Annotated in this window: 13 protein-coding genes; all 13 read right to left on the bottom strand. The window is 65.2% G+C overall.

Annotation, left to right across the window (positions count from 1 at the left end; genetic code table 11):
• Nucleotides 1-39: 39 nt before the first annotated feature.
• Nucleotides 40-315, bottom strand: coding sequence for a DUF1488 family protein (locus GA0061098_RS08120; protein ID WP_020508771.1), 276 nt, complete (start codon nucleotides 313-315; stop codon nucleotides 40-42).
• A gap of 133 nt (nucleotides 316-448) precedes the next feature.
• Nucleotides 449-1063 (bottom strand): tetratricopeptide repeat protein, encoded by a 615-nt coding sequence (locus GA0061098_RS08115; RefSeq protein ID WP_091955847.1) that lies wholly within the window; start codon nucleotides 1061-1063, stop codon nucleotides 449-451.
• 120 nt (nucleotides 1064-1183) lie between these two features.
• Nucleotides 1184-2653, bottom strand: coding sequence for an AMP nucleosidase (locus GA0061098_RS08110; RefSeq protein WP_091955846.1), 1470 nt, complete (start codon nucleotides 2651-2653; stop codon nucleotides 1184-1186).
• A 214-nt stretch (nucleotides 2654-2867) separates the two neighbouring features.
• On the bottom strand, nucleotides 2868-4202 hold the full coding sequence (locus tag GA0061098_RS08105) for an HlyD family type I secretion periplasmic adaptor subunit (RefSeq protein ID WP_129590822.1): 1335 nt from the start codon (nucleotides 4200-4202) through the stop codon (nucleotides 2868-2870).
• On the bottom strand, nucleotides 4199-5947 hold the full coding sequence (locus GA0061098_RS08100; protein ID WP_091955845.1) for a type I secretion system permease/ATPase: 1749 nt from the start codon (nucleotides 5945-5947) through the stop codon (nucleotides 4199-4201). The genes GA0061098_RS08105 and GA0061098_RS08100 overlap by 4 nt, the downstream gene beginning before the upstream one ends.
• A gap of 260 nt (nucleotides 5948-6207) precedes the next feature.
• A complete protein-coding gene (locus GA0061098_RS08095; protein WP_018321362.1) occupies nucleotides 6208-6477 on the bottom strand; it encodes a GlsB/YeaQ/YmgE family stress response membrane protein in 270 nt (89 codons plus the stop codon).
• 218 nt (nucleotides 6478-6695) lie between these two features.
• Complete coding sequence (locus GA0061098_RS08090; protein ID WP_091955844.1) at nucleotides 6696-7673, bottom strand: ABC transporter ATP-binding protein; 978 nt, start codon at nucleotides 7671-7673, stop codon at nucleotides 6696-6698.
• Complete coding sequence (locus GA0061098_RS08085) at nucleotides 7670-9085, bottom strand: amidase (protein ID WP_091955843.1); 1416 nt, start codon at nucleotides 9083-9085, stop codon at nucleotides 7670-7672. Before GA0061098_RS08085 ends, GA0061098_RS08090 begins: the two co-directional genes overlap by 4 nt.
• Nucleotides 9082-9279: a hypothetical protein gene (locus tag GA0061098_RS08080; protein WP_028140661.1), complete on the bottom strand. Its 198-nt coding sequence runs from the start codon at nucleotides 9277-9279 to the stop codon at nucleotides 9082-9084. The genes GA0061098_RS08085 and GA0061098_RS08080 overlap by 4 nt, the downstream gene beginning before the upstream one ends.
• Nucleotides 9276-10337, bottom strand: coding sequence for an ABC transporter ATP-binding protein (locus GA0061098_RS08075; RefSeq protein ID WP_165637233.1), 1062 nt, complete (start codon nucleotides 10335-10337; stop codon nucleotides 9276-9278). Before GA0061098_RS08075 ends, GA0061098_RS08080 begins: the two co-directional genes overlap by 4 nt.
• Before the next feature lie 3 nt (nucleotides 10338-10340).
• Entirely contained in the window at nucleotides 10341-11243 is a 903-nt protein-coding gene (locus GA0061098_RS08070) for an ABC transporter permease (RefSeq protein WP_091955842.1), read from the bottom strand.
• 2 nt (nucleotides 11244-11245) lie between these two features.
• Entirely contained in the window at nucleotides 11246-12199 is a 954-nt protein-coding gene (locus GA0061098_RS08065) for an ABC transporter permease (protein ID WP_091955841.1), read from the bottom strand.
• A 245-nt stretch (nucleotides 12200-12444) separates the two neighbouring features.
• Entirely contained in the window at nucleotides 12445-14103 is a 1659-nt protein-coding gene (locus GA0061098_RS08060; RefSeq protein ID WP_091955840.1) for an ABC transporter substrate-binding protein, read from the bottom strand.
• Between the last annotated feature and the right edge of the window lie 41 nt (nucleotides 14104-14144).

The raw sequence follows: 14144 nt of genomic DNA, 5'->3' as shown, positions 1-14144 counted from the left end.
CGCCTGCCTGCGCGGGCGATGACACTGGATTATGTGGCATCACCGCCCCAAATGCCGCATGAAGATCCGCACCACATATCCCTGGAATCGCGGTGCTTCGTCGTAGAGATCTGACGCAATCCGCTCGATGGTCTCACGCAACGACAAGAACTGCGCCTGCCGTGCGCTGCTTTCGGTGCCCTGCATGCCCGCGAGCTCGTCCATCGCGGCGTCGCTGATCTGGCACTGCACGACCTCGTCGCCGCTTAGCATGGTGAAGCGAAAGGCCAGCCGTTCGAGGTCATGGCCAATGATCTTGTCGCGCGTCAGCGGCATCCAATTGTCCCGTCGCGCCCCCGAACGGGACAATGCTGAAAATCTGACGCCTTGTCACTATCCGCGCCGAAGGACGTGGCGGTCATCCGGCGCCCATCAAGAGCGCGGCTGACGAACCGGCTGCTCTCCAGCTTCAGTAGACGAGCGCCGTGCCGGTCGGCCTGTCGAGCGCGGCGGCCAGCGACCGATACTCCTCGCAACCGGTCCCGCAGATGGAGGCAATCCGGCTCAAATGATACAGCGCCTGCTCGCGATTGCCCCGCTCCAGCTGCCACAGCCCGTAATATTGCCACGTCAGCACGTGGTTCGGATCGGCCTTCAATGCGCGCTCATACCAAACCTGCGACTGCTCGTAGTCGCCGAGCTTGCGATAGGAGTAGCCGATGAGGTTGGCGACGTTCGGATGGTCATCATGGCCGAGCGACTTCAATTGCGCGATCGCTGCCGCATAGTCGTTGCGCTCGTAGATGGTGTCGTAGGCCACGCGGTAGCCGGCCGCGAATGCGGGATCGCCGATGCTGGACTGATTGTTCGGCTTCTTGCCTTTCTGGGTTGCCTTGGCGCCCGGGCGCTTCGGATAGGTCGGCTGCGGTTTCTGATCCGAATAGGCGCCGGCGTACGGATCCGTGGAGCTGGCGCCGCCCCCGCCTCCACCACCGCCGCCTCCGCCCGCGGCAAAGGCCGGCGAGCACAATAGGGCTGCCGCGAACGTACCCAACACGACGCGCCTGATCATCGCTGCGATCATGTCTGCCTCCTCAGTGTTTCAAGCGGCCCCGGACCAATTGATAACCCTGCCTCGGCGGCAATATTCCAGGACGCTGCGCTCACGGAGGCGTCAGCATGCGTACGACAGTTCCTGTGTCCTTTACTGGAAGGCGACCTCGGCAAAGCTGCGCAGCTTTCGCGAATGCAGCCGCTCCGATTCCTGCTGCTTGAGCCGTTCCAGCGCCTTCAGGCCGATCTCGAGATGCTGGCCGACGCGGCGGCGGTAGAATTCGCTGGCCATGCCCGCGAGCTTGATCTCGCCGTGCAGCGGCTTGTCGGAGACGCAGAGCAGCGTGCCATAGGGAACGCGGAAGCGATAGCCGTTGGCGGCGATCGCGGCCGATTCCATGTCTAGCGCGACCGCGCGCGACTGCGACATACGTCGGATCACCTCAGGCCCGGAGATCTCCCAATTGCGGTTGTCGACGCTTGCCACCGTCCCCGTGCGCATCAGGCGCTTGAGCTCGAAACCTTCGAGGCCGGTAACGTACTCAACGGCCTCTTCCAGCGCGACCTGCATTTCGGCCAGCGCGGGGATCGGGACCCACAATGGCAGCTCGCGATCGAGCACGTGGTCTTCGCGCACATAGCCGTGCGCGAGTACGTAATCGCCGAGGCGCTGCGTGTTGCGCAGGCCCGCGCAATGGCCGAGCATCAGCCAGGCATGCGGGCGCAGCACGGCGACATGGTCGGTGACGTTGCGCGCGTTGGACGGACCGGTGCCGATGTTGATCAGCGTGATGCCGCGATAGCCCGATGCGACGAGGTGGAAGGCCGGCATCTGCGGCATGCGCGCCGGCGCAACGCCGCTGATTGCGCCGCCGCTGCGCGTGATGACGTTGCCCGGCGCGACGAAGGCTTCAAGGCCGGCCTCACTCGATTGGAGCCGCTGCTGACAGAGCTGCGCGAAGGCGTCGACATAGAACTGGTAGTTGGTGAAAATGACAAAATTCTGGAAATGCTCGGGGTCGGTGCCGGTGTAGTGATAGAGCCGGCGCAGCGAGTAATCGACACGGGCAGCACGGAACAGCGACAGCGGCTCGGGCGCGCCAGGCTGAAGCTCGAAGGTGCCGTCGGCAATCGAATCGTCCATGGTGGCGAGATCGGGCACGTCGAAGGCGTCGCGCAGCGATCGCGCGACAGGGGAATTCTCGCTCGTGGTGATCGCAGCTTCGATGTTGATGTCGCGTCGATAGGCGAAGTGGATCGGGATCGGCTCGGCGGACTCGCCGATCTCGACGGGCACGCCGTGATTCTGGATCAGGAGGCCGATCTGCTCGACAAGGTAGCTCCGGAACAAATCCGGACGCGTCACGCTGGTTTCATGGACGCCGGGCCCGGCGACGAAGCCGTAGGCGAGACGCGAATCCAGCCGCGCGTGGGTCGCGGTGGTGAGGCGGACGAAGGGATAATAGGCGCGCACCCGCGTCGTGATCGCTTCGCCGCCGACATAGGCCTCGAACCGATCGCGCAGGAATTTTGTGTTGCGCTCGTAGATCTCTTCGAGGCGGGTGACGGCCGCTGACGCGTCGGCGAAGGATTCGGTGGCGATGGAGGATGGGGATTGCATGGTCGACCGCCGGGTTGATGGGCTTGAGTCGAACTATAGCAAAGAAGTCAGTGCCGTAGGGTGGGCAAAGCGGAGCGTGCCCACCAATATGCTCGTCGTGTAAGAGACGGTGGGCACGGCGCATCGCGCCTTTGCCCACCCTACGAGACCGAGGCTGCCGCTCGAGATCCCGGATGCGCGCTAAGCGCGCTCCGGGATGACGCGCGTTCGCGCGTCACTTCTCCCGGAACGCTCGCATCAGCTGGTCGTGCAGCGGCTTCATCAGATAGGACAGCATGGTGCGGTCACCGGTCTGGACGAAGGCTTCCACCGGCATGCCCGGGATCATCTTGACGTCGCCGAGACGGGCGATCTCCTCGGCCGGCATCGAGACGCGGATGGTGTAGTAGCTCTGGCCGGTGCGCTGGTCGGTGGTGACGTCGGGCGAGACGCGGCTGACGAGGCCGTTGAGCTCCGGCGTGGTGCGCTGATTGAAGGCGGAGAGGCGCAGCAGCGTCTTCTGGCCGATCTGGAGCTTGTCGATGTCGACCGGATTGACCTTGGCCTCGACCTGGAGATCGTCGGCCTGCGGCACGATCAGCATGAGAGCGTCGCCGGCGGTGATGACGCCGCCGACCGTGTGCACCGTGGATTGCAGCACCATGCCATCCTGCGGCGCGCGGATGTCGATGCGGCGAAGCTGGTCTTCGGCGGCGACCTTGCGCTCGATCAGCTCGCCGATCTTGTCGTTGGTCTCGCGCAGATCCTTGGAGACCTCGCTCACCACGTCCTTGTCGACCTGGATGATCTGGAGCTCGGTCTCCGTGATCTTGCCCTTGGCCTGGGCGCGCGAAGCGATGTATTGCGCGCGTTCGCCGTTGAGACGGGCCGAGTCGCGTTCGAGCTGGGTCAGGCGCGAGATCTGCACCAGACGCTTGTCGTAGAGCTCGCGCACGCCGGTGAGCTCGTTCTGCACCAGCGCGATCTCCTGATCCTTGGCCTTCTCCTGGGCGCTGAGACCCGCGATCTCCTCGTTGAGCTGCGTAATGCGCTCGCGAAGCTGAGCCTTCTGTCCGGTGCGGCCGTTGACGCGGACGTCGAACAGCTTGGTTTCGGCGGAGAGCAGCAGCTTGACGTCGGGATCGCTGGCGCGCTCGATCAGGGCTTGCGGAAATTCGATCCTGTCGACCCCGCGCTGCTCGGCCTGCAAGCGCGCCGCACGCGCCTGCGCGGCGTCGAGATTCTTGGTGACGATGGCAAGGTTGGCCTTGGTGACGGTGTCGTCGAGCCGCACCACGATATCGCCGGCCTTGACCAGGTCGCCGTCGCGGGCGCGCACCTCGCCGACCACGCCGCCGGTCGGATGCTGCACCTTCTTGACGTTGGATTCGACCACGATCTGGCCCGGCGCGATCAGCGCGCCCGAGATCAGCACGGTCGAGGCCCAGCCGCCGAGACCGACGACAAGCACCAGCACGATCACGAAGCCGAGGATCAGGTGAAACCTGATGGATTCGCGTACGGTCTTGTTCGCGGCGGGCTTCGGGCCGCCGATGGCCATCGTGCTCATGGTTTGGCCACTCCGCCTTCGCTGACGATCTTGATCGGGGCCGGCGGCGTCACGCGCGGCTGCAGAACCTGGGCGAGCACCTGCTCCTTGGGGCCGAACGCCTGCATGCGGCCGTCACGCAGCACCAGGACCTGGTCGACCGCCTCGACGCCGATCGGACGGTGCGCCACCACGACCACGATGGCGCCGCGCTCGCGAGCGGCGCGGACGGCGCGGGTCAGCGCCTCGTCGCCTTCGGTGTCGAGATTGGAGTTGGGCTCGTCGAGCACGATCAGGAAGGGGTTGCCATAGAGCGCGCGCGCCAGCGCCACGCGCTGCGCCTGGCCGGCGGAAAGCGCTGTGCCCTGCTCACCCACCTGGGTGTTGTAGCCCTCGCGCATCTTGATGATCATCTCGTGCACGCCGGCTTCTTTCGCAGCCGCGATGATGCCCTCGGACGTCGCCTCGGGATCGAACCGGCTGATGTTCTGGGCGATGGTGCCGCCGAACAGTTCGACGTCCTGCGGCAGATAGCCGATGTGCCGGCCAAGCATGTCGGACGACCATTGATCGAGCGCCGCGCCGTCGAGCCGCACCTTGCCGCGCACCGGCTGCCAGACCCCGACCAGCGCCCGGATCAGCGACGATTTGCCGGAGCCGCTCGGGCCGATCACGCCGAGGCCGTTGCCGGCGGCGAGCGCGAAGGTGACGTCCTGCACGATGAGGCGCTGGTCGCCGGGCGGCACCATGGCGACGCCTTCGACCGAGAGCCGGCTGGTGGGCGCCTGCAACTGGGTCGGCATGGTCTGCGCCGGCATCTGCTCCAGCAAGCGCGTGAGGCGGTGCCAGCTCTGGCGCGCCGCGACGAAGGATTTCCAGTGCGCAATGGCGAGATCGACCGGCGCAAGCGCGCGGGCGGATAGGATCGAGCCGGCGATGATGATGCCGGCGGTCGCCTCCTGGTGGATGACGAGATAGGCGCCGACCGCCAGCACGGCCGATTGCAGCATCATGCGCAGTACCTTTGCGACTGCGCCGAGACCACCGGCAACGTCGCTCGCGCGCTGATTGCCGGCGAGATATTTTTCGTTGGTCTCGCTCCAGCGCTGGTTCATCCGGCCGGCCATGCCCATCGCCACCATGACTTCGGCGTTGCGGCGGCTGGCCTGGGCGAGATCGTTGCGCTGGGCGGCAAGCCCCATCGCCTCGCGCGCCGGCTGGCGGGACATGAACTCGGTGACCAGCGTCAGCCCGACCAGGATGATGGCGCCGACCAGCGCGGTGACGCCGATCATGACGTGGAAGGCGAAACAGATGGCAAGATAGAGCGGCAGCCAGGGCAGGTCGAAGAACGCGCTCGGGCCCATGCTGCCGAGGAAGGAGCGGACGTTGTCGAGATCACGCAGCGGCTGGAGGCCTTCGTTACGGCTGCCGACCAGAAGCGGCAGGCGCACGATGGTGTCGAACACGCGCTTGTTGAGGGCTTCATCGAGCGCGGTGCCGATCCGCCCCAGGATCCGGTTGCGGATCATGTCGAGCACGCCCTGCGCCATGTAGAGGAAGCTGGCGAGGATGATCAGGCCGACCAGGGTCGGGACGCTGCGGCTCGGCAGCACCCGGTCGTAAACCTCCAGCATGAAGATCGACCCGGTCAGATAGAGCAGGTTGATCATGCAGCTCATGAAACCGACGCCGATGAACGCCGTGCGACAAGCGCGCAAGGCGTCACCGAGTTCTGAACGGCGGACGCCAGGACCGGCTGCCATCAGTCTGATCTCTTTCAGGTGGGGGCCAAGGCCCCTGATTTCACGGGCAATTCAGGGTACTCGCCCCGGATTAACATCATGTTCGCCCTGCGTCCAACGCAGCCGGGTTCATCCAAAACCCTGATGGCCCACATCTACCCCTGATGGCCCCGCACGCAAGTCCGGTATTTCACAGTCTTTGCGGCTTTTTGGTGCGTAGCCGCCGCCCCTCCCCAGTTCTGGAGAGGCGGCTAGTTCCGATCGACCGAACCGGGCGGTTACTAGAACCGGCCGCCGCCCCGCACCAGCCGCACCACCAGCAACAGGATGACCGCGCCGATGGCGGAATAGACGATCTCGGATACCAGGCCCGTGCCGAGGCGAATGCCGAGCTTTGGAAACAGGAAGCTTGCCACCAGCGCACCGGCGATGCCGACCACGATGTCGCCGATGATACCGAACCCCGTTCCGCGCACCACCTTGCCGGCGAGCCAGCCGGCGACGAGGCCGACGAACAGGATGACGAGCAGGCCTTCGTTTGAAATGTACATAAGTCTGGTCCCTCTGCATGAACGGCCGCATGGAACGGGAACCGGGATGAATGGCGTCTGAATGCTAGTCGCTTCACCCGGCTCCGACAAAAATGTCGAAAACAACCCCATGCAAAGTAGAACGGCTTCTGCCTGCAGTCGCCGGTGAACTGTGACAACTCGGTGTTGCCGTGGAGGACTTTCAAAGGAAGGAGCGCTGCTGCAGCGCCGTTCAAATATTATGACAGCGCCGCCGCCTGCTCCGCCAGAACACATAGCGCCGCCCGGCCCGGCCCGACCGCCACATTGGCAGGCAATTGCTCCAAGCAACGGGGCTGCGCCACGGCGCAGCGCGGGGCGAAGGAGCAGTTGTGGGGTTTCTCGGCCAGTGAGGGCGGCGTGCCGGGGATGGTTTCGAGGCGGGCGCCACGCTTGGCGCCGTGAATCGTCGAGGCGAGCAGGCCCTTGGCATAGGGATGCACCGGGCTGCGGACGATGTCGCGAAGCGTGCCCTGCTCCACGATCTGACCGGCATACATCACCGCGACACGGTCGCAGATCTCGATGGCGACGCCGATATCGTGGGTGACGAAGATGACGGACATGCCGAACTCGCGCTGCAGCTCGCGCAGCAAGAGCAGGATCTGGATCTGCACGGTGGCATCGAGCGCGGTGGTCGGCTCGTCCGCGAGCAGGATTTTTGGCCGGCAGGCCAGCGCCAGCGCGATCATGGCGCGCTGGCGCATGCCGCCGGACATCTCGTGCGGATAGGCATCGAGCCGGCGTTTTGCTGAGGGAATGCGCACGACCTCGAGCATTTCGAGTGCGCGTGCCCTGCCCTCAGCGTAGCTTTTGCCCTCGTGGCGCACGACGCTTTCGGCGATCTGCGCCCCGATGGTGTAGACCGGATCCAGCGCCAGTGCCGGCTCCTGGAAGATCATCGACACGGTCTGGCCGCGGAAGGACGACAGCTCCACGTCGTTCATGGCGAGCACGTCGCGGCCCATGACGTTGACGGTACCCGAAATCTGCGTGCGCTTCTTCGGCAACAGCCGCATCAGCGCACGCAGCGTCACGCTCTTGCCCGAACCGGACTCGCCGAGCAGGCCCAACACCTCACTGTTGCCCAGCGAGAGACTGAGATCGTTCACGGCATAAACCGTGCGCTCCCCGGTGAAGCGGATGTTGAGGCCTGAAATCTCGACGAGCTTTGTCATGACGGCAGTTTCGGCAATCGATCGTGATAGTCGGTGACGCGCTGGAAGGCGGCGCCGATGGTGAGCAGGGTCGCTTCGTCGAAGGAACGGCCGATCAGCTGCATGCCGACCGGCAGGCCGCTTTTGGTGAAGCCGGAGGGTACGGTGAGCGACGGCAGGCCCAAAAAGTTCACCGGGCGGGTGAACAGCGTCAGCCGCTGCACCATGGCCGGTGCGTTCGGGCCGCCGCCGACATCGCTCTCCTCGATCGTCGGCGCCGGCACCGGGGACGCCGGCGCGATCACCGCATCGACGCCTGCAGTGGCCGCGTTGTGCGCAGCGAGCGCGGGGCCGCGCCAGCGCATCGCCTCGAGATAAGTGATGGCGGGAACGGCGAGACCGTTCTGAAGCCGCATCAAGACCTGCGGGCCATAGTCCTGCGGACGCTCGATCATCCAGCGCTTGTGGAAGGCGGCAGCTTCGGCGGCAAGCACGAGCTGGCTCGCCGAGGACAATTGCCGCTGGTCCGGCAGCTCGACCGTGACGATGTCGGCGCCCTCGCGCTTGAGCACCGCGATGGTCTCGTCCAGCACGCGCGCGACCTCGCTGTCGAGATCGTCGACATAGAACGACGCAGGCACGCCGATCTTCAGGCCTTTCAGCGAGCCCTTGGTCGCGCCGACATAGTCCGACAGCGGCTCGTGGCTGCAGGTCGAATCCGCAGGGTCCGCGCCGGCCATCAGCGCCAGCAGCAGCGCGCAATCCTCGGCGGTGCGGGCAAGCGGGCCGACGGTGTCCAGCGACTGCGACAGCGGCATCGCGCCGGCCCGGCTGACGCGACCGACCGTGGTCTTCAACCCGGTAACTCCGCAGAAGTGCGCGGGCATCCGGATCGAGCCGCCGGTGTCCGAGCCCAGCGCCGCATAGGTCAGCCGCGCGGCGACCGCCGAGCCGGAGCCCGACGAGGAGCCGCCGGTGATGTGCGCGACATTCCAGGGATTGCGCACCGGACCGTAATGGGCGTTGTGCCCGGTCGGACCGTAGGCGAACTCAGCGAGGTGCAGGGTGCCGAGTCGGACCTGGCCGGCGTCCTTCAAGCGTTGCAGCGCCGTGGAGGTCACGGTCGGCACGAAGTCGCGGCGGATCAGCGAGCCGCAGGTCGCAACGTGACCGGAATCGTAATACATGTCCTTGTGCGCGAGCGGCACGCCATGCAGTGGACCACGGACATTGCCCTTGGCGAGCTCGGAATCGGCGGCATCCGCCGCTTTCAATGCAGCCTCGGCCTCGATCGACATGAAGGCGTTGAGATGCGGCTGCCACTGCTCGATGCGGTGCAGCAGCGCGCGCGTCACCTCATGCGAGGACACCTGCTTCATCGCGATCGCGCGCGCGACCTCGGTGAGCGTCATCAATGCAGGCTCAGTGCTCATTTCGACACCTTCTGCGTCTGCGCGATCGGATAGAGCGCGGGCTCGAGGTCGAACGGCAGCGTGCCGGCGATGGCCGCGAAGCCTTCGAAGGCAGGCCCGATGGAATTGGAGATGCGCGTCGCGATCTCGTCATCCACGGGGACGCCGGCAACTAGCGCAATCGGCTTGATCTCTTTCGGTGTCGGTCTCGTCATGCGGTCTTCTCCCTGGGCGCGCGGCTGTGGCCTGAACCCGGTATCGCCATGTAGCACGCGGCCTCGTGGCCCATATTATCCAGCGCGGTGAGCTTTGGTGTCGCATTTGCGCAGAGCGGCTCCGCAAACGGGCAACGGGTGTGGAAGCGGCAGCCCGGGGGCGGATCGATCGGGTTGGGCGGATCGCCGGTGATCGGCGGTTGCTCGGTGCGCCTGTCGGGGTCAGACGACGGCATCGCCGCAAGGAGTGCGCGCGTGTAGGGATGCGCAGGGTTGTCCCAGACCTGGTCGACCGGGCCGAGCTCGACGACTTCGCCAAGATACATCACCAGCACGCGATCGCTGATGTAGCGGACGACGTTGAGGTCATGGCTGATGAAGAGATAGGTCAGCCCGAACTCGCGCTTGAGATCGGCGAGCAGGTTGAGCACCTGCGCCTCGACGGATTTGTCGAGCGCGGAGACGGCTTCATCCAAAATCACCAACCGCGGCGACAGGGCCAGCGCGCGCGCGATGTTGACGCGCTGGCGCTGGCCGCCGGAGATCTCGTGCGGATAGCGGTTGGCGAAGTTCTCCGAGCGCAAGCCGACCTTGCCGAGCAGCTCGCGCGCCAATGCGCGCGCCGCGCCATCGGCCATGCCGTGCACCTTGGGGCCAAAAGCGATCGATTCCTCGATCGTCAGGCGCGGGTTGAGCGAAGCATAGGAGTCCTGGAACACCATCTGCATGCCGCGGCGCAATTCGCGCAAGCTCAGCGACTGGCCGACGGTCATGCCGTCATAGATGATGTCGCCGGTGTCGCGCGGCATCAGATGCATCAGCAGGCGCGCGGTGGTGGACTTGCCGCAGCCGGATTCGCCGACGATGCCGACGGTCTCGCCCTTGGCGACGGAGAACGAGACATTGTCCACGGCACGCACGGTGCGCTTTGCGGCAAACAGCCCGCCGCGAACAGGGAAGTGCTTGGTCAAGCCGTTGACCTGAAGCAGCGGCTGCGCGAGGCCGCCGCGGTCTTCGACCGGCTCGAGCATTTCAACGGAAGTGTTGCTCTCGCTCATGGCCTAGTTCCTGATGTCCATGGCGCTGCGTAGGCCGTCCGAGAGCAGGTTGAAGCAGATCGAGACCGCAAAGATCATCGCGCCCGGCAATGCGGCGACCCAGGGATTGACGTAGATCGCGGTGCGTAAGGTGTTGAGCATCAGGCCCCATTCCGGCTCCGGCGGCTTGGTGCCGAGACCGAGGAAGGAAAGACCGGCGGCCAGGATCATTGAGACCGAAATGAGACTGGTAGCATAAACGAAGATCGCGCCGAGCACATTGCCGAGGATGTGCACCCGCATGATGGTGATGGGTCCAGCGCCGGAGGCACGCGCGGCCTCGACGAAGTCCATGTTGCGCACGCCCGTGGTGACGCTTTCGGCGACGCGGGTGATCTGCGGCACGAACACGACCGTCAACGACACGATGGAATTGAGGATGCCGGCGCCCAGCGCGCCGGAGATCGCGATCGCCAGCAGCACGGAGGGAAAGGCGTAGAACACGTCGATCGTGCGCATGATCGCGGTGTTGAGCTTGCCGCCGACATAGCCGGCGACGAGGCCCAACGAGGTGCCGATGCAGAAGGCGAGGATCACAGGCAGGATGCCGATGACCAGCGACAGCCGCCCGCCATAGATCAGTCGCGCCAGCATGTCGCGGCCGAGCTCGTCGGTGCCGAGCGGGTAGCCAACAGTGCCGATGTGGCGCAGGCGGCGGATCATGGAGCCCTTGTAGGGATCTTCCAGACCCAGCCACGGTGCGAGGATCGCGGACAGGAAGATCAACAGCAGCACCAGCGCGCAGGCCATGCTGACCTTGTCGCGCCGGATGCGGCGGCCGACGGTCGCCCAATAACCGCGCGCCTTGGTCGCGGGCGCAGCCTGCAGCGCGGCGTCGGCTGTGGCAGACAACGGAAGCTCGCTCATTGCTAGCCCCGCTTGATGCGCGGATCGATCGCGGCTTGCGCGATGTCGACCATGAGATTGAGGAAGACGAAGAACAGCGCCAGGATCAGGATCGTGCCTTGAAGCAGCGGCAAGTCGCGCTGGAAGATCGCCGAGTTGAGCAGGAAACCCGAGCCCGGCCAGGAGAACACGGTCTCGATCAGGATCGAGCCGCCGAGCATATAACCGAGCTGAAGCCCCATCACCGCGAGCGCGGTGGGCGCGGCGTTCTTGATGACGTGGCGGAACACTCCGCGCTCATGCAGCCCCTTGGCGCGCAAGGCCTCGACAAAATCCTGGCTCAGGATGTCGCCGGTCAGCGCGCGCACCGTGCGGGTGACGATACCCATGGGAATCACGGATGTCGTGATCGCCGGCAGCACGAGGTATTGCAGGTGTGCCCAGTCCCAGGCCCAGGTGGCGGAGCCGCCCGGCCCGGCGCCGACCGCGGGCAGCCAGTTCAGCTGCACCGAGAAAATGATGACGAGCACCATGCCGAGCCAATAATGCGGCACGGATACGCCCGCGATGGCAAAGGACGTCGCGAGCTTGTCGATCCAGGTCTCGCGAAAATAGCCGGCGATCAGGCCGAGCAGGATGCCCATGGTGAAGCCGATGATCGCGGCGGCAATCGCCAGCGTGACGGTGTTGCTGACCGCGCGCATGACTTCGGCGAGCACGGGGCGCCCTGTCGCAATGGAATTGCCGAGATCGCCGTGCAGCGCGCGCATCAGCCACAAGCCGAACTGCACCGGCAGCTTGCGGTCAAAGCCATAGGCGGAACGGAGCTGCGCGGCTAGCTCCTGCGAGGCATCGGCCGGCAGCACCGCGACCAGCGGATCGCCCGGCGTGATGTGCACGAGCAGAAAACACACCAGCGCGACGCTGATGACGATCGGAACGACATAGACGATGCGTCTGGCGATATAGGCGAGCACGTTGTTTCTTTCTTCCTTCTCCCCTTGTGGGAAAAGGTGGCATAGGCCGCCTCCGGCGGCCGTTTTTAAGTCGACGCCGAAGCGAAGCTTCGGCTACGGCGCCGGATGAGGGTTCTACCCGCGGATACAGCGTTATCGAATGAGAGAAAGGGCCACTCGCGGAGAGAGACCCCTCACCCGGCTTCGCTGTCGCGAAGCCACCCTCTCCCACAAGGGGAGAGGGTGCACTGTTCGTGTGGTGCGAACTACTTCATCGACACCAGCGAGAAGTCGATGAACCAGCTCTTCGGCTGCACCACGCCCGTGACCTTTGGGCTGATGGCGCGGGGGCCGACGTCGTGGGCGACGTAGAGGAAGGCGGCATCGTCGACCGAGGCCGCGTGCAGCTCGGCGAGCGCGGCGTCACGCGCGGCGGGATCGAAGGTCTGGCGGGCCTTCTTCACCAGCTCGTCGAACTTGGGATTGTTGATGAAACCCCAATTGTTCGAGACCGGCGGCGCCATGCCCGATTGCAGGAAGCGCACCAGCGCGAAGAACGGGTCCATCGCCGCATAGGTCACGTTGGTCGCGTGCGAACCGTTGGCCGAGGGATCCTTGGCGCCGCGGCGCCAGTTCGTGAACAGCGTATTCCATTCGATGACGTCGAGCTGCACATCGAAGTAGCATTCGGCAAGGGCCTGCTGGAGATACTCATTCATCGGCAAGGGCTGCATCTGGCCCGAACCAGAGGCGGAGGTCTGGGTCTTGACCGTCAGCTTCTTGTTGGGGCCAAACCCGGCCTCCTGCATCAGCTTCTGCGCAGCCGCCTTGTCATACTTGATCTCGAAGCTCGGCTTGCCGCGCCAGGGATGGCCGGGCTCGAAGGTGCCGGTCGCCGGCACCATCAGGCCGGCGAGCAGGCCGTCCTTGAGACCTTCGCGATCGACGCAGAGGTTGGCGGCCTTGCGCACGCGGATGTCGTTCCAGGGCGAACCCTCGACGCGCGAGAACTGCCACGGCCAGACATGCGGCTGCTCGTTGGCGTAGAGCTTGAAGCCGCGCTGCTTGAGCTCGGGCAGTGCGTCCGGCGCCGGCGCCTCAACCCAGTCGACCTGACCGGAGAGCAGCGCCGCGGTGCGCGCGTTGGCTTCCGGCATCGGCAACAGCACCATCTTGTCGACCTTGGGCACGCGCGCCTTGTCCCAATAGCTCGCGTTCTTGACGAGCTCTAGCCGCTCGCGCGGCGTGAAGCTCGCCATTTTCCACGGGCCGGTGCCTGCGGCGTCCTTGGCAAACGCCGTCCACGCCGCCTGCGACTTGGCCTTGGCGTCGGCGCCTTCGGCCTTGTCGTAGAAATGCTGCCACTTCGCCGGGCTCGCCATGAACAAATTGGTGAGGTTGATCGGCAGGAAGCTGTCGGGCTCCTTGGTGGTGAGCTCGACCGTCATGTCGTCGATCTTCTTCGCCGAGGCGAGCGTCGGCATGCGCGAGGCCGTGACGCCGACCTGGCTGGCGTCGAACTGCGGCGCGTCCTGCTTCAACACCTTCTCGACGTTCCACACCACCGCATCCGCATTGAACGGGGAGCCATCATGGAAGGTCACGCCGGGGCGCAGCTTGAAAACCCACTTGGTCTTGTCGGCATCGTCGACCTTCCACTCGGTGGCAAGGCCGGGAATGACCACGCTCGCCTTCTCGGCGGAGGACAGGTCCCAGCCGGTCAGCGCGTCGTACATGGTGAGGCCGGTGAAGCGGTTGCCTTCAAAACCCTGATCGGGCTGGCCCAGTGTGCGCGGAATATCGGCAGCGGTCATGCCGATGCGCAGCACGGTTTCGGCACTGGCCTCACGCGGCCATGCAGCCACCGTCGTTAGAGCGAGCACCGCGATCCATGCCGCGCGCGTGTTCTTCTTCTTAGTAAGCATCGCCTCAATCCTTTTCCGGCTTCGATGACTATTTTTGATGC

The organism is Bradyrhizobium shewense, from assembly GCF_900094605.1.
GTDB classification, from domain to species: domain Bacteria; phylum Pseudomonadota; class Alphaproteobacteria; order Rhizobiales; family Xanthobacteraceae; genus Bradyrhizobium; species Bradyrhizobium shewense.
Note: the sequence above shows the minus strand (reverse complement) of the source record. Positions and strands in the feature narration are given on the sequence as shown.